Below are 18,946 nucleotides of genomic sequence, written 5' to 3' on the forward strand. Positions count from 1 at the left end.
AGACATTGTATCACTTGCAGGGGCGTCGATCCATGGTTTTGTCCACGATCTCGGCGATTGGGCGGCGCACGCTGGCTGGGTATCGCACGAGGCGGGCCAAGGGACCCGGTGCGCGGGAGAACCGAGGATGGGCCACGGGCCTGAAAAGACGCAAGCTCGGACCGACTCGAGGGAGTCTCGTTGGGCTGACCGCCTACCGCTCGAGACTCGAGCCTCGACTCGTGAGGCTTCAGGACTGAGGAGCGTTGACCGGTTTCTGCCACAAGCGGGTCAGCCGGCAGTACATGTGGAGCGTCCCCCAAAGGGCCCAGAGCAGGGGGCGGACCACAATGCCCCACTTCCAGGCGTAGCTGCGGTACAGGCGGTCGAGATGGAGCAGGTACCGCATCTGCTGTTCGAGGTTCAGTTTGCTCTGACCTCCAATACGTTCCTTAAAGGTTATGGGAACCTCCAGAGGGTGTTGGCAGCGGCAACGGCACAGCAGTTCCAGGCCGATCTTGTAGCCTACGGGGTCGAGACCACGGGCGCGTTCAAAGGTCGAGCGGTGAATGGCGAACAGGCCGGCCATCGGGTCCTTGATCCGGCCGGTCAGCGGCCGGGCGAGCAACGTAGCGACGAAGCTGTTGAATCGCCGTCCTCTGCCCCAGCGTCTGGTCCGTCCGCCGGCGACGTATCGGCTGCCGATGACATAGTCCGTCGGCGGCTTCTCCAGTGCATCGAGCAGCCGTGGAATGGCTTCCGGGGGATGACTCAGATCCGCGTCCATGACCAGGATCAGCCGACCCCGGGCCTGACGCATTCCCTCCAAGACCGCCTGGCTCAGATCGCGAAGACCCGTTCGGGTGATGAGCCGTGCCGGACAGATTGTCGCGAGATCACGCACCACCCGATCGATGCCGTCGCGGCTGTCGTCATCCACGATGAGAATCTCGTACAACCGTCCGTCGCGGCGCATCACCTGCGCGATTCTGGTCAGCAGGGACTTCGCGTTTTCCGCCTCTCGATAGGTCGGAATGACGATGGAGGCCTCGGGCGTCTGACCTGAGGTCGATTGCCCGCATTGGCTCATGGTGTCCCTCTTGTTGCCTGGGATTGTTGGACGTTCGAGACCACCATCCAATCCTTGCGGGCAGGATCGCCGGGCAGGTGAATAGCGTCGATCAGGAACGCCCGGCCGAACAATTCCGACTTCATCAGGTCATAGTTCTTGCGTGCAAGGATCAGGTAGACCGGCTGCGGCGATTTCAGCAGGTCCGAGGCTCGCTCCATCGTCATCATCAGAAGCTTGTCCTTGCCTTGGGTGCGGTCCAGCATCTCGGTCACAATCTCGGCCGGGGTGATCATGTATCGGCTCTGGCGGGCGAAGTAGAAACTGAGCCGGGCGTCGGGCCGTTGATCGACCCACAGGACCGGGCCGATGGCCGGCACTCCCGCAGTCTCCAGTGTCCGGTACAGGGCGGCGACCTTTTCGACGCTGGCGATAGTCGAACCGCAGGTGTGCCAGATCAACTGAAAGGCGGCGATCGTTGCGGTGGCGGTGACACCGACCGCCCACCAGCCGCGCCGACGAACGTAACAGACGCCCGCAATGAGCAGAGCGAGAGCGGCCACGGATGCGATCAGCATGATTCGCAGCGCCGTGTCGGGGGCCTCTTGCCGCACATAGTCAGAGCCAACCACAAGCGCGATGATCAGGCTGACGGCGAACAGTGCCCACACCGCCCAACCGAGGCGGGCCGAGGGCGGTGAGCTGCCGTAGAACCGGTCAGCCACGACGGCCATCATGAGGATCAGCGCTGGCATGCCCGGCAGGATGTAATAGGGCTTCTTGAACGGCTCGAGCGACATGATCATGATGCCCACCATGGCCCAGACTCCGCAGAAGAGCAGCGCGCGGCGGGCAGGGGTGTATCGCTTCATCCAGGGACTGAGGAGGGCTTCGGGAAGCAGGAACAGCCACGGGGCGCTAAAACCGAGGACGAGGGGTAGGTAGTAGAACACTCCGCGCGGTCGGGAGTCGAGGTAATCGCCTTCGGCCCGCTGAACGTACTGCCAATTCCAGAGATCCCAGGCGTGAGGATGTTTGGCGGCGACGGCCAGGATCCACGGTACAAACATCAACGCGAAGACGATCAGGCCCGGGATGAGGCCCAGTCGGGTGAACGCTTGGACGGTCCGAGACTTCAGGCCGCGGATGAAGACGACGGGCGCTCGGCGAGCGCCGGCCATTCCCCCCTTCGCCAGAACGCGCAACGGGCGCTCGGTGTACCACCACACGGCCAGCGGAACGGCGGTGAGAGGCAGCGGCGCCGGCCCTTTGGCCAGCATGCCAAGTCCCAAGGCGATGTAGAACAGCAGCAGGTGAAGCAGGCGCCGCCTCGGCGAGTGACAGGTTACTGCGAACCAGAAATGCAGGCATGCCCACGTGCAGCAAAACGTCAGGATCATCTCGGCTGTCGCGTTTGGAGCGTAGAGCATGAAACAGAGGCTCGAGCCAGCGATCACCGCGGCCATGATACCCGCTCGGCCTCCGAACATGGCAGTGCCCAGCCGCCAGAGCAGCAGCACGGTTCCGAAGGCCGCCAACGCCGAGGGAAGTCGGGCGACGAGTGCGGTCACGGGTAAGCCTGTATCAGGGTCGTGTGGAAGCAGAAACGACGTGCCCGCGACCAGCCAGTAAGGCAGCGGCGGCTTGCGCAGAAAAGGCGTGTCCAGGAATTGCGGCACGAGCCAGTCACCAGACAATCGCATGTTGCGAGCGCACTCGGCCACGATGGCCTCGTGATCGCCCAGGGGTGGCCCGCCAAGGACAGCGCCCAAAGAGGACACCAGCAGCAGCAACACGATGCTGGCGCTCACGGCCGGAGAGGGGCCGTTACAGGTTAGCAGACTAGTCTTGATCGCTATCCTCGGCGTTCGCTCGATGACTGATTCTCCGAACCGCTGCGGCACGACAGAGATAGCCCCATCGGCTTGGCGTGTCAAGATCTCTGCTGCCGCGTCCAGCCGGTCTCCCGTCTGGCTCCTGGTGTGCAAATCCCGCGGTTCGCGGCCTCATGGTCCGGTCGAACCAAGACGACCCGGCGGCCCGTGACAGGGAAGGGATTCGCCGTTGTCCGGTGTGATGAGCGTGCTGGACCTGCCGTCGGCCTTACTTGGCGGGGGCCAGCTGGGTCGTGAGCGGCGTCCAATTCCGCGAGCGGGACCCGCGGGACGTGCGGCGTTCGCGCGGCAGGTGGGTAATGTCCTGTGGGAGGCTGCAGACGTAGCCGGGGAGGCCGCCGGCGATGTCCTTGACTTCCACCATCCAGGCGTCGGGGAGCTTGCCAGTCACGTAGCCGGCCCACTGGCCGTCCTTCTGGGGGACCATGAACTCCGGATACCACATCAGGTCGCGCCAGTAGGGGACGTCATCGTTGTAGACGTACCAGACCTTGGCCTGGATGATCTTGTTGGGCGAGTCAATCCTGCACTTGAAGAGTGTGCCGCCGCCTTGGCCGTACTTGCGGCCGCCCCACACGAAGTCCGGCCCTTTCTGTTCGTAGCTCAGCTTGGAGACCTTGGAGATCGGGCGGCCGTCGAACACGTGTGAGACCCACATCTTCCAGACGATGAAGTGCTTTTCGGATTGCGAAGCATGGCGGTAGTTGGGCACGTAGGCCAGCGTCCAGGGCGGCTTCATCCGGCCGAGGATATCGTTGACGTTGAACATGGTGTAGCCGTCCTCGTTGGTCGCGCCCAGGTAGATGCACTCGGCGTCCGTGTAGCGGCCGTGGGCGAACGGCGGATAGACGGCCCGGTAGGGGCCTTTCAGCATGTTGTCGTTCCATGCGGATTCGTTGCCCATGTAGATGACGCCGCGGATTCGCGGGTCGATGGTGGCCGCGGTGTGGGCGCACGTGGCCCGTTTGGAGTGGCCGCCGATGACCGCGCGGATGTCCTTGCGGTCGACCTTGAGGACCTCGGCCATGACATCCAGGGCGCGCAGGTAGATCGTGGCCAGGGTGAAGTGGGGGTTGTCGGCCACATCCTTGGAGGTCTTCAGGAGGTTGTTGAGCGGGGCGATGGAGACCTCCCGGCCGTCCTCGCCGTCCACTTCGCCGGGATGCGGCAGGATCATGGTGGGATAGCCGGTCTGTGCGGCGATGGGTTCGCCGTAGTTGCCGAGGAACGCGCGGCGCCAGGGTCCAGTGGCCAAGCCGTCCCAGCCACGCTGAGCCACGATGACACATCGGCCGCGCCGGGGAGGGGCACTATTGACCGACGGGTCGGCGGGGGCGAAGACGACGCAGGGATGTCCCCATTTGCGGCCTTCGATCTCCAGGCTGTAGAACTTCACCTCCACCCGGCGCAGCTTCATCTCCGGCCGGGTGTCCGAATGGACGATCTCGTCGCTCTCGATGGTGTAGCCGAAGGGAAGCATGTTCTTCTCCCACCGCTTCCACATCTGCGCCGGGGTTTCGAGCTTGTCGTCCGGAACGGAGGCTGGCGCGGCGACGACGCACGCGACCATTTGCATGGCAATCAATACGAGCATCACTTTCGTTCATCCGTTTATTAGAGCACTGTCAGGTCATCGGTTTGGACGCCGGTGCCTCGGCCAGGGCCCGATTGAGCCGCTCGATGGCCTCGTCCACCTCGGCGTGGCTCTTCATGCCGATGACCACGGCGTCGAGGTAGCCGCACTGTATGGCGTGTCGGGCGGCCTTCTCGCGATCCTCCGCCTTGGTGAAGTCGCCGTTGCCGATGAGTTTCATGCCGATCACGCCGTGCTTCTTGGCGTGCATGAGCTTGAGCTGTTCCATGACCGGTGGTACATGGGAGGTGTCGCTCCGGGCATCCCACTTCTCCGAGAGCGTGTCCATGTGAGCCCCTTGCGGATTAACCCGAACCAGGTGCACGTCGACCCAGTCCAGTTCGACTGAGCGCTTCAGAGCGGGCAGACTATGGCATGACAGGCCGTGCACGCGGATGATCTTCTTCTGCTTGGCCTCCTCGAGCGCGTCCATGACCTTCTTGTGGCTCTTGTCCCAATCGGGGGAGGTCATGCAGTGCAGCAGCACGCTGTCGACGTAATCGACGCCCAGTTCCTTGCGAAAGCGGTCGAGCTCCTGGAGCGGCTTCTCTGGGATGCCGCCCATTTTGGTCTGGATGAAGAACTTCTCGCGTGGCAGTCCCTTGATCGCCCGCCGGACGTACGCGTGCGTCCTGTAGCTGTCGGCCGTGTCGATATAGGTAATCCCACGCTCGTAGGCGTAGCGGATGAGCTTGTTGAAACCCTCGTCGCCCAGGGCACGCTGGACGGAGCCGCTGTTGCTGCCGACCCCGATGCCCAGCCGGCTGAGCTTGATGCCGGACTTGCCCAGCGTGACCTGATCAACCGCGGTGCGTTTCACCGGCTGGTCGGCGGCTGAAGCAGAGAGTCCGGCCAGCATGACGCCCCCGGTGAGGGCGGCCGATGCTTCGATGAATTGACGGCGGGTAATCGGTCTCTTGTTCATGATTCGCTCCTCGTCAGGGTCAGGGCAATATCGACAGCATTATAGGGGCCATTGATGGTGACACCAAGGCCCGCCGGTCTCCTCACTATCCCGGAAAGAGGGTGCCGTGTTGCCGCATCGGTCCGCCTGTGCTCTAATCCGCATGCTGGGATCACTCACGGCGCGGCGGATCCCTGTGGAGCGCGGAACTCGGCGCCGCCGGTTAACCAACAGAGAGGAGAGTTGATGGAAACGCAGTTGCCGAAAAACCTGGGCGATCGTGTGGCCGTTGTCACGGGCGCTTCAAGTGGCATTGGCGAGGCGACCGCGAAAGCCCTGGCCGCGCGCGGGGCGCGGGTCGCGGTGCTGGCCCGACGCAAGGAACGCCTGGATGGTTTAGTCGCCGAGATCCATCGGGTCGGCGGGCGGGCCGCGGCATGGACACTGGACGTCACCGATCGAAGGGCCGTCGAAGCGGTCGCGGCGACAATCCTCAGTGAGTTCGGGCGCGTGGACATCGTGGTCAACAACGCCGGGGTCATGCTTCCGAATCCGATCGAGGCGATCAGAGCCGATCAGTGGCAGAAGCAGATCGACCTGAACATCAGTGGCCTGATGAACGTGATCGGGGCGTTCACGCCGGCGTTGATCAAGGCGGGCGCGGGCGGCGGGCCGGCCGATCTGGTGAACATCTCTTCCATCGCGGGGCGAAATATCTTTCCGAGCTTCGCGGTTTACAGCGGGACCAAGGCCTTCGTCACCCATCTGTCCATTACCCTTCGCGCCGAGCTTGGGGCCAAGGGCGTGCGCGTTTCCGCCGTGGAGCCCGGTGTCGTCGGCACCGAGCTGCTGAATCATGTCGACTGTAAGGGCGTCCAGGACTGGTTCGAGGCCTCAAAATCGCACATGGAGTGGCTTCGGTCGGAGGACGTCGCCGAGACCATTGCATTCATCGTGTCGGCCCCCAGGCGAGTGAATCTCCAATTGGTCACCATCATGCCGACCGGCCAAGCGATGTGAACGCAGATGAATCTGAGACGGTGATCATTCGCGCGAGGATCGGCGGTGGGGGCAGCAGATTTGCCCCCTTTGGGCCACGCCGGTAGTGGAGGATGGCGGGGACCAAGCCGGGGCAAGCGCAAGGGAACGCTGTGCGGCCGCCCGCCGTGACCCGGGAAGCTGGCCCGGCGTCGCCAGCCGGGACGTGTCCGTATACAATGCTGCTCCAAGCCGGCGGCGTGATGGAGCGGGCTTGTGGCAGGCCGGACGAGGCGAAGGCGTGGCCTCATTCGGCCGTCGCCGGCCGGATGTTCCATCCGCGCGATCGGGCGACGCTGTGGTGTGATGACGTGAAGGCCAAGTAGCCTGGCAAAGGAAACACGACATGAAATCCTTATTCTCTGTTGTCTTCTCCCTCTTCTTCGGCCTGCTCGCCCCGGCCGCCGCCGAGACCATGCCGCTCTCGAAGCTGGACCTGAACGCCATGTCCGCCGGGTGGGGCCGGCCGCAGGTGGACAAGGCCGTCACCGGCAAGCCCCTGCAGATCGGCGCCCAGGTCTACAAAGAAGGCGTCGGCACGCACGCGGACAGCGAGTTCTTCATCGAGTTGGACGGCAAGGCCGATCGGTTCCGGGCCATGGTCGGCGTGGATGCGGCCGCAGGCAATGCCCGGGCTTCGATCGAGTTCTTCGTGTACGGCGATGACCAGGTCCTGTTCCAGAGCGGCATCTGCAAGCTGGGCGAGGACTCCAGGGCGTGCGATGTGCCGCTGACAGGAGTCAAGATACTCTCTTTAGAGGTAACTGACGCGGGCGACGGCGTCTCGTACGATCACGCCAACTGGTGCGACGCGGTCATCACCTACTCCGGCGCGGCCCCCAGGGCTCTCTCCACGGGTCCGCCGGAGGCGAAAGCGATTCTCACGCCGTCGCCGCCCCGTGAGCCGCGCATCAACGGCCCCAAGATCCACGGCGTGCGGCCCGGCTCGCCGTTCATTTATCGCATACCTGCCACCGGCGACCGGCCGATGACCTTTGCGGCCACCGGTCTGCCCGATGGGCTTACCCTCGATGGGGACACGGGGATCGTCACCGGCTCAACCACGCTCAAGGGCGAGCACAAGGTGACGCTCACCGCGAGGAACGCCAAGGGTTCGTGCCGCCGCGAGTTGCGGATCGCGGTGGGGGACAGGCTGGCCCTGACTCCGTACATGGGCTGGAACACCTGGTACCTGCACTACTCGCACATCAACGACGCCATGATGCGCAAGGCCGCCGACGACATGATCGGCTCGGGCATGGCCGACTACGGTTATCAGTATGTCAGCCTGGACGACTGCTGGATGGTCAAGCCTGGCTCGGATGACCCGGAGCTGGGCGGCCAGCCCCGCAATCCCGACGGCACCCTCCGCCCGAACAAGCGGTTTCCGGATATGAAGGCCCTGACCGACTACATTCACTCGAAGGGACTGCGGGCGGGGACATACATCTCCCCCGGCCCGACGACCTGCGCCGGCTACACGGGCTCCTATCAGCACGAGGCCCAGGACGCCCGGACCTTTGCCGAGTGGGGTTTCGATCTGCTGAAATATGACTGGTGCAGCTATGCCAACGTGGCTGGCGGCAAGACCCGCGAGCACTACATGAAGCCCTACCGGCTGATGTGGAATGAGCTGCAGAAGCTGGACCGCGACATCGTGTTCAACCTTTGTCAGTACGGGCAGGACAAGGTCTGGGAGTGGGGCGGCGAGGTCGGCCACTCCTGGCGAACGACGGACGACATCGGCTGGGTCGGCGGCCATTTGTCCAAGGGCATTTACATCGTCGGCCTGGCCAACGCCCAGCACTGGCAGTACGCCGGGCCCGGCAAGTGGAACGACCCCGATTACCTCTCCGTCGGACGAATCAATGCCGATGGCGGCGAGGGTCAGGCCACGCCGCTGACCCCCAGCGAGCAGTATTCGCATGTGACCATGTGGTGTCTGATGGCCTCGCCGTTCGTCTTCGCGGGTGACATGGGCAAGCTCGATCCGTTCACGTTCAGCCTGATCTGCAACTCGGAGGTGCTCGACGTGAACCTCGACGCCCTGGGCAAGCAGGCTCGGATCCTGCGGCAGACGCGACGTGAGTTGGTCCTGGTCAAGGAACTCGAGGACGATTCCACCGCGGTCGGCGTCTTCAACCTCGGCCCCCGAGCTTCGACGTTCTCGGTGACGTGGCAGGATCTGGGCCTGACCAAAGCCCCGCAGCGCATCCGCGACGTCTGGCGGCAAAAGGACTTCGAGGTCCCGACCGAGGGCTACAAGGCGGAACTGCCACGTCATGGGACGTTCATGTATCGGTTCTGGCCGGCGAAGTAGCGGGTGGGGTTTTTCGGCTGTTCGACCGTGCTTCGTGGCGATGCTGTTGCCACTGATTTAGGACGTGAGGAGGTATGCCCACAGATGACACAGATGACATGGATATGGAGGAAGGAGGATCGAGCCGCTGTGTCATATGCGTAGTTCTTTTGTAATCTATAAGTATCTATCCGTGTGGTCTATGGGCGATAACCGGAAGAGAGCTGATGGTGTGAACGAGCGGAATCCTCCGCCGCGGGCGTCTGGATATCGACGATGCGTGCGCAAGATACCAAAGACCTTGAGTTCTTTGGAAAGAGCGCGGTGGTGGTCTTCACCGGCATCTTCGGGACGGGGACGATCTTTGGCCCGAAGCATCAGTTGGTGCGCGACGGCCTTACCGCCGCCATCTTCTGGGTATGCGTCGTGGGCTTTGCCGTGGCGGCACTATCTGGTGCGGCGATGACTCTTCAGCGTCGAGCTGGCTTCGCACGCGGCCGGCGAGTATTCACGATCCTGATGCTCCTTGGTTTTATTGTCGGGATCATCAGCTCAGGCACGCTCACGACGCTGCGAGACTGGCGATGAGGTGAGCAGGGTGGTCTGACCCCAATGTTGGGTGTCGGCGGTTCATCCCTGTCATCTTGATTTGCCGGCCCGCACGGGCTCAAATACCGCCATGCGACACAACGCCTTTCTCCGAATCGTGGCGGCAGGATCGATGACCGCCGTTCTGGCCGCTGTTCTCATGACCTGGGCCGCCGATGCCGGCACGTCGAAAAGCGCCCTGGAGTCCGACGATCAGGGCTGGCAGGACATAATGCCGCCCGCCGATCTGGCCGGCTGGTACCGCGTGCCCGTGCCGCCCGGGGGCAAGCTGGGCCGCGACCAGTGGCATGTCGATGCCGCCGCCAAGCTCCTGATCTGCGACGGCGACGGCGGCCACGACATGCTCCTGACCAAGAAGGAGTACGGCGACGCGATCTTCCACTTCGAGTTTCGATACACCCAGGTCGAGGGCAAATCCGGGTACAACAGCGGGGCGTACGTGCGCAACTCCGAGGACGGCGGGCTCTGGCACCAAGCCCAGTTCGGCGATGCCAGCGACGGCTACCTCTTTGGCGAAACCCGTACCACCGAAGGTGGCAAGCAGTTCTTCACCCTACAGAAGGACGTCAAGAACGGCCGGGTCAAGCCGGTCGGCGAATGGAACATCATGGAAATCAGTGCCCAGGGCAAGGTCCTGACCCTCTGGGTGAACGGGGCGGTGACCTGCAAGTTCGAGAAGTGCGGCACGCCCCAGGGCCATCTCGGGCTCGAAGGCGAGGGCTACCGCATTGAGTTCCGCAACCTGAAGGTCAAGCCGCTGGGCGGAGCGGCCGGGTCGACCTTCTCCAAGCCGGTGATCGATATCGGTGTGGTCGTCTCGGACATCGAGAAGTCGGCCAAGTTCTACACCGAGAGCCTGGGGATGACCGAGGTGAAGGGCTTCTCCGTCAGCGGTGAGCTCGGCCGCAAGATCGGCCTGATCGACAACCACCCCGTTGACATTCGTGTTTTCGTTCCCGCGGATACCGACTCCACCACCCGGATCAAGATGATGTCTTTCGCGGACGCGCCCGGTAAGGCTGCCGATCAGAGCTGGATCCACTCGACGCTGGGCATCCGGTACCTGACCATCTACGTTGCCAGCGCGGATGCGACCCTTGAGCGCCTGGCCAAGACCGGCGTCAAGCCGATCGGCGAAACACCGGTTTCGTTGGGTAAGAACCAGCGTCTGATCACAGTCCGGGATCCCGACGGCGTCTTTATCGAGCTGATTGGGCCGTAAGTCACCGGGGAGAGGTTGAGTGTGCTGACAAGACGGTAGTCGTGGGTGACGCACGTTTGCCCGGTGTGCGACGGATGATCCGGGGCGGTGATGGCCGACGTCGATACGCCGGTCAGTGAGCGTTCGGGCGGTCATGGGTTCAGAAGGTGGTTTTGGCTTTTCGCTGGAGGATGACGCTGCAGCGAGTCGATCAACGTATCCCTCTCGGTGGCAGGCCTCGGGTTAGAAGCCGTGGGCTCCCGCTTCAGTGCTTCCAGAACGGCATCGAAGGCTGGCTTCGATTTGCCCTGGCGATCGAAGAGCAACGGGTGGTTCACTCGCTTCCAAGGGAAATCGTTTAGCCAGCTCTGGCCGTCGTGCAGATTCCAGAATGAGACTCGGGCGACGACGTCGGAGTATTTGCGGAAGAGGCGGAAGAGCTGGGCGTACTGGTCGGCCTGGCGCCGCAGGATCTCGGCAGGACAACCGTCGCGGTAGGGATCGAGCTTGGCGAGTTCCCCGCGATACCTGCCGCCGTCCGCCCACCATCGTGACCGGGGGATGACGTCGATGTCGAGTTCGGACACCACCACTTTGACGCCGAGCTGGCGCATGGTAACGAGCGTGGCTTCAAGGTCGGTGAAGGGCAGGTGGTCCAGTTCGTAATGTCCCTGGAGGCCGATCGCATGCACGGGCGCACCCTTCTCGCGCAGCGAACGGAGAAGGCGGATCTGCTTTTCGCGCTTGCCGGGCAGCTCGTTGTTGTAGTCGTTGTAGATGAGCAGGGCCTGTGGATCCACCTCGTGGGCGAACTCGAATGCCTTGACGATGAAGTCCTCGCCGCAAGCCCTGCTCCAGCCCGACGGCCGCAGGAACTCCTTGCCGTCGTCCAGGGCCTCGTTGACCACATCCCACATGGCGATGCGGCCGCGATAGCGGCCGGCGACGGTGGCGATATGCGACTTCATGCGGGCGAGCAGCAGGTCGTGGCCGGCCGTGCCGTCGCCATCGCGGAAGAACCAGGGCGGTGTGCGGTCGTCTTTGGCCCAGACCAGGCAGTGGCCCACGACCTGAAGATGACGGGATGCGGCGAACTCGACGAACGCGTCCGGCCGGGTGAAGTGGAACGACCCTTCCGCAACCTGCACCGGGTTGGGTTTGAGGCAGTTCTCCGGCGTCAGGGCGCCAAACTGAGCGATGAGCAACGGCCAGTCGGTCGGGGTTTCGGGAATCCGGTCGCTGACGCCCGCGCCGATCGTGAAGAGGCCATCCGCGGCGGCACGCAGCGAACGCGGCTCGTTCGGTCCGGCTGTGGCCGATGGCCATGCCGTCAGCAGCCCGATGGCGGCCAGGAGGCCCCGACGGATTGACAGCTTCTGGGTCTGCATCGACACACCCATCATGAGGCGACAATCGGTTGCCTAACCATGGTCATGTGTGGCCGCTGGTCCTGGTACGACCCATGCCTCTATTTCGCCCAATGGCCTGTCATCGCTTCCTAATCCACCGGCCCCGGCCTGGTAATCCGCGGGGCGGTCGCGATCCTCGGCCGGACGGCCAGCCAGTCGACGCCCTGGAACCACGGGTCCGGTATCTGCCGCACTTCCTCGTCGCCAAGATATGGGCACATGGCGTCCACCCAGGCGATCAATCGCTGCAGGCTGATTGGATCCACCCGCACTTGGTGGTGCTTCCCACTGGAGGCATAGTCGATGAGCCGGCTCTTGTAGGAAAGGCCGGTCAAGGGCGCGGGCGTCTTGTAGCCGGCCGGATCGATTGTGCTGAAGGCCTCGACCATGAGCATGCCCGCCAGACCCCAGCCGGGGGTGGATTCGCGCGGTTTCCGATAGGGCTCACCCCAGCTGGGATGGCCGGTGAGAATCACATAAGGCTCGCTGAAGCCCAAGAAACCCGGCCGATCGGTCAAATCCAGCACCTTCTGGCCTTCGCCGTCGCCCTGGTGGCACTGGCCACAGTAGCGGTCGAGGACCGGCTTGGCGTATCGGGCATAGCTGACGGTGTCCTCGCCCCACGGCGGTGGCGTGATCTGCAAAGGCTCCCGGGTCACCGCCGTGCCCCGCGTGGTGTTCATCGGCGTGCGAGCGTGAGCCTCGTGGCAGCCTAGGCAGCCGCGGTACTCGCCCGGCATGAGCCCGACGAAGCTCCGCATCGTCTGCAAGGCCCGTTGGTTCTCGTCCAGCAACTGGAAGTGCAGGGGCATGCCGGAGGGGGCGTGGAAAGAGACTGACCCGTCCGAATCGATAGGCGCGGTGCCCAGGACCCGCTTGACCCCCTCGGACTGCACGATCGAGACCACCGGTCCGGTCGAGATGTACGGCCGCTTGTGCCAGTAGGTGTAGGTCTTCGGCTCGATGTGGAGAATCCGCAGGTAGCGGGCTTTGTCCTTCAGTTCGGGGGGCGCCCCCCGGTAGACATCGTTGCTGAACAGCACGCCCCCTTTGGGACTCGATCGGTCGGCACGCCCCGGCCAGGCAACCTGGTCGGGGATGATCGGTGGCCGGGGCCGTGGCTTGACTGGCAGGGCGTGAAGGATATTGTGTGCGCCCTCGTAGATCAGTTCTCGGTTGCCCTCCACGTCCATCAAGTATAGCAGGAACTTGCCCCCGCGGTTGGCGGACACCAGGAAGTCCTGCTCGCTCAGCGGATACGGCGAGTAGTAGGCTGGATACTTGCCACTGCAGTGATAGTCCGGGGATTCAATCGGGTCCACCGGTCCGTTGCCTGTCTCAGGCCAGGGCACGTCGGCCGTGATCTTGGTCAAGCCTTGCGGGAAGTTGAGACCCTGCGCCGGGTCGAGGATGGCCAACGAGCCGGCGAACCAGTCGTGATGGGCGCTGCCGGTGAGCAGGATACGGCGGCTGCCGGGGATGCACCTGGCATCCTTGGTCACGTCGGGCCAGACGCTTTGGTTGCCCCACAGCGTGTTGACCTGCATGCCGTCGGGGTTGACCGTCCAGAGCTTTTGGGCCCGCCACAGCGGCTTGTCGGTGTACTCCCAGCGGGTGTAGAGTACCCGGCCTTCGTGGGTAACCGAGGGCAGATAGTCGGGTTCGTTGTTCTGTGAGATCAGATACACATCGCGGCCGGATCGGTCGCATCGGGCCAGCACGAAGGCGTTGGTCGGGGGCATGCAGCGGACATAGGTGTGACCGCGCGTGGTGGTGAACACGATGTGCCGATCATCGGGCAGGTAGATCGGGTCGAGATCATCGTACGCCCCGTCGGTCAATTGGACGAGGCCGGTGCCGTCCACGTTGATTTCGTAGAGGTGAAAGGACTTCTCGTTGTGTGGCTTGTAGCAGAACAGCACCTTGTCGGCGTCGTAGGACAGATCGGGACGCCAGAAGGAACCGTGCAGCGGCGGCTGGGGCATGAGCTGGTTCAACTTGCCGTCGGGTGACAGGCCGTCCAAGATCAGCAGCCGGGCGCCGGGGACGGCCATGTATCCCAGCCGATGGCGGGTCTCGTGCCGCCACTCCGAGCCCTGGGGATAGGGCATGTCCACGAAGAGCACTTTTCCGAAGTCGACAACCGGATTGCGGAACTGGATCGATCGCTTGATCCGGCGGACTTCGAAATACGGCTCCGGGTCGTCGCCCGGCAGACTCGCCGCTCGCTTCTCCAGGTCGGCGAGGCGGGCCAGGTCGGCCGTGAAGTCCACCCGGCCAGGCCATCGCGATTGAATCCTAGCGGCCAGGTGGCGGGTCCACGTGACCTCGTCGCGGATCCGCTGGGGCGTCGGGTTGCCGTCGGCCTGGTGCAGCCAGTCACGCCGCAGGGTTTCCTCCGCCTCGCTCGCCGAGAGGTCGCGCGTCGGGGGTGTGGATGGTCGAACGTAGGGTGCCACGGGCTCCTGGAGGTAGGGCCGAAGCTGGACCCGGGCTCCAATCTGAAGGACCAGTTCGATCCACTCGGGTGAGCCGGTTGCGGCGTCGCCTTGGGCCTTGAGCTCCTCGAAACGTTTTCGGAGGTCATCCGCTTCCTCCCACTTCTTGCGGTCTTCGTCGGTCTGTTTGCTCCGCTGGTGCTCGGTCAGAGGCTTGTACTCCATCATGAGCTCGATGAGCCGCGCGGTCTGCTCGATGAGCGGCCCACTCCTGCGGGCGGTGACGTATTGCGGCAGGCCGGCGCCGGTCCAGGTCGTGAAACAACGGGATTCCTCAGGGAAGGCCCGCCGGAGCACCGCGAGCGCCGCATTCAGGACTTCGGGATCGAGCCCGGCATCCCTCTCGACCACGGCCCGGCGACAGCGGAACAGCATGTTGGCGAACGAATCGGCAGGGCCGCAGATAAAGCCGGCTCGCTCCTGCAACGCCTTGAACGCCTGCTCGGCTGGCTCGGCACCGGCCTGATATAGGCTCTTCACTTCCTCGGCCGTCAATGCGTCGCCGTAGACTCGCAGATCGTCCAGGCCGCCCTGGAAGTGCTCTCCGGTGCCGCCCAATGAGCCGATGAAGAAAGGAACGGCCCCGTTCGACGCGATCGTGCCGGGCCGCTCCAGCCGGGCGATCTCCCGTCCGTCGAGGTAGACGCGCATGTGCCGGCCGTCGAACGTGGCGGCACAGTGATGCCATCGGCCGTCGAGGACCTTCGCGGGCTCGACCGGGCCGTCGCACTCCACGTATCCGCCGATGTTCAGACCCAGCGACAGGATCGTGCCGTTTTCCTGGAACGAGAAGAGCACGCGATGCGCGCACTCCTGGCGGATGATCTCGCGGAATCCCGACAGATCCGAAGGCTGCACCCATGCGCACAGGCTCAGCTTGTCGATCGTGCCGCCGCGCAGGCCGGCGCGGGTCTGAAGGTAGTATTCGCCGGTGAGATACAGGGCGGTGCCGAACACACTCGGGATTCGCCTCAGGGTCGTGGGTTGCCGGCCGGAAATAAGCGATCGAAAGCCGCCGTGCAGGGCGGTGTTGTGGTCCTGGCCACTCGCGTCGCGACAGATGTCGCCGGAGGCTTCGTCGAACGTCCAGTGGGCGATCAGCGGTGGTGAACCGGCTGGCCCAGGGCTCGCTTCTCCGTACGTGGCTGTGCTGCTGGTCACGGCCAGTGCAGGAATCAACAGGAGAATCGCGGGAAGCCCAGGTGCGAGTCGGTTGTTCATGCAAACCTCTCTCTTCGACCACCGGATTGCCGGTACTTAACGCTGCGTGGGTGGTCGGCTGCAATGACGCTCTGACGACGGATGGCTCTGTCTGAGATCTGGGAGACAGACGCCGGAGCTTGGATTCTACGACAAATGGCCGGTCCGAATCTAGAGGTCGGCCAGGTTGCGGGCTCACAACGCCGTTCGTGCGTGCCTGGCCCATCCGAAACGCAACACCTTGGCCGACTGGCCCTGGACCGTCCATTCAACGTGGACAGGTGGTAGGGCAGGCGGTTCTCGCTGAAGGCGAGGTTCGCCTGCCGGATAGGCTGATGGGTGACCGCTACCCAGGTGACCGCCGTCTGCTCACTTCATGCAGTTCGGATCCGCCAGTTGGTTCTCGCCGCTGTAACACCGCTGGAAGATGCCAAAGTCGGCTTGGTCCACGTCATGATCTTTGTCGAGGTCGGTTGCCGAGCACGTCGGGGTATCGCTGCGCGGAACGGCCGGTCCTGAGAAGCACGATGCAAATGTGTTGAGATCCTCCGCGTCCACGTCGCCGTCGTCATCGAAGTCGGCCTGGCCGCAAACGGCGGGGACGATTATCGCGTCAACGGTGGCCTCGGCGTCGATCGAGACGTTCTCGCTGGCGAGCAGAAGATAACCTTGACCGCCGTTCGCGCCGCTCGAGTAGTAGAACGGATCCCAGGCTACGGGTTCGGTGCTGAGTCCGCCGCCCGCTCCGCCGATGGCTCGGATCTGGGCCGTTTCGCCGAATACGATCATACCGGCGTGCAGCTCGATGTTGCCTCCCGCGCCTCCTCCTCCGGGTCCCCCGTGGGCGAACACGTTGGCGAAAGCCACTCCCCCATGCGATCCGTTGGCCAGCAACTTGCCGGTTAGGCTCAGGCGCGCTGGGGTCGAGATCTGGAGTCCTCCCGCACCTCCTCCGCCGTCTCCTCCGGGGATGTCGACGCCGAAGAGCAGGCGTCCGCCGCCGCCCCCTCCACCGGAGCCTCCTCCGCCCTGCTGGCTGGGCACAAGCCTCGGCCGAGGAACGGCCCGGCCGCCGGCTGCCGGATTCGTTCCGGTGCGTGACGTTGCTCGCCGTCCCGGTGTCGCCATGCCGCCGCCGCCCCCGCCGTTGCCCTGGCCGGCAGGAGGTGGCCCGCCCATCCCCGGAGCGGGACCGGTACCCATCTGGCCCGCGCTGTTTTTGCCGAGCGGGCCGCCATCCCAACCGCCCGGCCCTCCCGTGATGCCGAATCCCGATACATCGATGGTGCCCTCAATGAGCACGTCCCCGGTTGCCGCGAAGAACACGGGCGTGTTGAGGTCGTTGGGTTCGAAGCTGATCCTCACGTTCGGCGGGATGCGGATGGTCGTGAAGTTGAACACGCCGTCGGGCGCGAGGTCGTTCAGCACAATCTTCTGGTTGCCCGTGGGTGTGAAAGGCCCATCGGAACCGTCCGAGACGATGCCGCTGGCCACCACGGCGGGAACGGCCGCCAATCCGAAAGCCGACACTGCGCTGAGTACGAGTGTTCGCATGGGATTCCTCCTCCAATTCGAGAGGCAGGCGTTTGCCTGATTCGAGATGCTTCAGTCGACTCGGGCCGCCCACGGCGCCTGGCCGTGTGTAGCTATTATACTGCCGGTGTCCAAGTGATGGAAGGACTGGTCTGCCCTCGGCGATCGGCGGCCCGCCGGCCACATCGGAGCACGTCTGGCCTGGGTTGGCGCAACGATGAGGGAGTCGCCGTCGAGCGGAACGGGAGGACCATGCTGGCAGGGTGTTCACAGCTCGCGACCACAGCGGGCCCGCTCCGGCCAAAGGTGACGTCGGCGTCCGCGTTGCAACCTGTTGCCTCCGTCTAGGAATCCCTCGCACGAGCTCGGCCAGGCAACGAGCCGCGGACTTGACTTGACGCAGGTCGGAGCCGACCATGATGCAGGTTCGAGGCATGATGCGGGTGGCCTTGTGAAGGCCGCCCGCACGAGAGGAGAGCAAGAATGGCCCCTGATCCGTTGACCCCGTACGGCAACCGGCCGATGGTGACGCCGATCGTCAATGCCGTCAATTATGAGTATCTTTCGTTCGAGGTGCTCCGTCAGATTACCGACGGCGAGATCGATGGCTATACGTACCATCGAGATGACAACCCGACCGTGCGGGAGGTCGAACGCAAGATTGCCGACCTGGAAGGGGCGGAGGACTGCATCGTCTGCACCACCGGGATGGCCGCCTGCACGATGGTCTACTTGACCTATCTCAAGTCCGGCGACCACCTGATCATCTTTCACGACACTTATGGCGCGAACTACAAGGTGGCCCTGATACTCGAGCGGCTGGGCGTCAGCATCACCTGGCTGAGTGCGGATGAATCGGGTCGTCTCGGCGAGCACGTCCGACCGAATACCCGGATGATCTTCCTGGAAACGCCCAGCAACCCGCTATGCAAGATCCTGGATATACGTTCCGCTCGCAAGGCTGCGGACACCGTCGGGGCTCTGCTCGTCGTCGACAATACCTTCGCCACGCCGTACCACCAAACGCCCCTCCGACTGGGGGCGGACCTGGTGATCCACAGCGCCACCAAGGCGCTCGGCGGCCACAATGATCTGATGGCGGGTGCAATCGCCGGGTCCATGGAGCACTACAACCAGCTGTGGTTTACCCGACAGGCCATCGGCACGACGCTGGACGCCTACTCCGCTTTTCTGCTGGAACGCGGGCTCAAGACCTTTGAATTGCGCACCGAGGCCATGGCCCGCGGAGCCCAGATTGTGGCCGAGTTCCTGGCCGGGCAACCGAAGGTGTCCCGGCTGGCGTATCCCGGCCTAGCCAGTTGCCCGGGCCATGCCGTCGCGGCGAGCCAGATGCAGCGTGGCTTTGGCGGAATGCTGGCCTTCGACGTCGGCGAGGAGGAAGAGGATGCCAAGCGGTTCATCGCCGCCCTCAAGACCATCTACCACGCGGTGAGTCTCGGGGCGACTGAATCGCTGATCTGCATTCCGTACTTGACCACCATGCTCTACTTGCCTCCAGAGCTTCGCACGGGTTTTGGCGTCCGGAAGAACACCGTTCGACTGTCCATCGGGATCGAGCCGCCTGAGAAGCTCGTGGCCGACCTGAAACAGGCTCTGGCATGCGTGCCGCAGCGCGTCCTATCCCCCGCCTGACCAAGAGAAGCTGCTCCTGATCCGCT

The 18,946-nt window shown here is 64.0% G+C and carries 13 protein-coding genes; 6 read left to right on the forward strand and 7 right to left on the reverse strand.

The genetic code is table 11. The features are described 5' to 3' along the window. Window positions 1–229 precede the first annotated feature (229 nt). The 4 genes from KA354_08035 to KA354_08050 form a co-directional block, all read right to left on the reverse strand. Window positions 230–1,069, reverse strand: coding sequence for a polyprenol monophosphomannose synthase (locus tag KA354_08035; GenBank protein MBP7934583.1), 840 nt, complete (start codon window positions 1,067–1,069; stop codon window positions 230–232). Then, complete coding sequence (locus KA354_08040) at window positions 1,066–2,985, reverse strand: glycosyltransferase family 39 protein (protein ID MBP7934584.1); 1,920 nt, start codon at window positions 2,983–2,985, stop codon at window positions 1,066–1,068. Before KA354_08040 ends, KA354_08035 begins: the two co-directional genes overlap by 4 nt. Before the next feature lie 166 nt (window positions 2,986–3,151). After that, window positions 3,152–4,537, reverse strand: coding sequence for a hypothetical protein (locus KA354_08045; protein ID MBP7934585.1), 1,386 nt, complete (start codon window positions 4,535–4,537; stop codon window positions 3,152–3,154). Window positions 4,538–4,568: 31 nt separating this feature from the next. Then, the gene (locus KA354_08050) at window positions 4,569–5,501 is read right to left on the reverse strand and encodes an aldo/keto reductase (protein ID MBP7934586.1); all 933 of its coding nucleotides are present in this window, start codon (window positions 5,499–5,501) and stop codon (window positions 4,569–4,571) included. A 225-nt stretch (window positions 5,502–5,726) separates the two neighbouring features. On the opposite strand from KA354_08050, the gene KA354_08055 reads away from it, so the two are divergent. The 5 genes from KA354_08055 to KA354_08075 all read left to right on the forward strand — a co-directional run bounded on the left by KA354_08055 (window position 5,727) and on the right by KA354_08075 (window position 10,648). Then, window positions 5,727–6,500, forward strand: coding sequence for an SDR family oxidoreductase (locus tag KA354_08055; GenBank protein ID MBP7934587.1), 774 nt, complete (start codon window positions 5,727–5,729; stop codon window positions 6,498–6,500). Between the two features lie 197 nt (window positions 6,501–6,697). Then, window positions 6,698–6,844, forward strand: coding sequence for a hypothetical protein (locus KA354_08060; protein ID MBP7934588.1), 147 nt, complete (start codon window positions 6,698–6,700; stop codon window positions 6,842–6,844). Between the two features lie 20 nt (window positions 6,845–6,864). Next, entirely contained in the window at window positions 6,865–8,838 is a 1,974-nt protein-coding gene (locus tag KA354_08065) for an NPCBM/NEW2 domain-containing protein (GenBank protein ID MBP7934589.1), read from the forward strand. A 255-nt stretch (window positions 8,839–9,093) separates the two neighbouring features. Beyond that, window positions 9,094–9,405, forward strand: a complete 312-nt coding sequence (locus KA354_08070; protein ID MBP7934590.1) for a hypothetical protein — start codon at window positions 9,094–9,096, stop codon at window positions 9,403–9,405. A 91-nt stretch (window positions 9,406–9,496) separates the two neighbouring features. Then, window positions 9,497–10,648, forward strand: a complete 1,152-nt coding sequence (locus KA354_08075; GenBank protein MBP7934591.1) for a DUF1080 domain-containing protein — start codon at window positions 9,497–9,499, stop codon at window positions 10,646–10,648. Between the two features lie 131 nt (window positions 10,649–10,779). On the opposite strand, the gene KA354_08080 is transcribed toward KA354_08075, so the two are convergent. From KA354_08080 to KA354_08090, 3 genes are all read right to left on the reverse strand, one after another. After that, window positions 10,780–12,030 carry an endo-1,4-beta-xylanase gene (locus KA354_08080; protein MBP7934592.1) on the reverse strand — a complete coding sequence of 417 codons (1,251 nt, stop codon included), beginning with the start codon at window positions 12,028–12,030 and terminating at the stop codon, window positions 10,780–10,782. A 95-nt stretch (window positions 12,031–12,125) separates the two neighbouring features. Beyond that, on the reverse strand, window positions 12,126–15,755 hold the full coding sequence (locus tag KA354_08085) for a hypothetical protein (protein MBP7934593.1): 3,630 nt from the start codon (window positions 15,753–15,755) through the stop codon (window positions 12,126–12,128). 348 nt (window positions 15,756–16,103) lie between these two features. Beyond that, window positions 16,104–17,288, reverse strand: a complete 1,185-nt coding sequence (locus tag KA354_08090; GenBank protein MBP7934594.1) for a hypothetical protein — start codon at window positions 17,286–17,288, stop codon at window positions 16,104–16,106. Window positions 17,289–17,750: 462 nt separating this feature from the next. Between KA354_08090 and KA354_08095 the strand changes: the two genes are divergently transcribed. Then, entirely contained in the window at window positions 17,751–18,920 is a 1,170-nt protein-coding gene (locus KA354_08095) for a PLP-dependent transferase (protein MBP7934595.1), read from the forward strand. Window positions 18,921–18,946: the final 26 nt, after the last annotated feature.

This window comes from Phycisphaerae bacterium (genome assembly GCA_018003015.1).
GTDB lineage: Bacteria > Planctomycetota > Phycisphaerae > UBA1845 > PWPN01 > JAGNEZ01.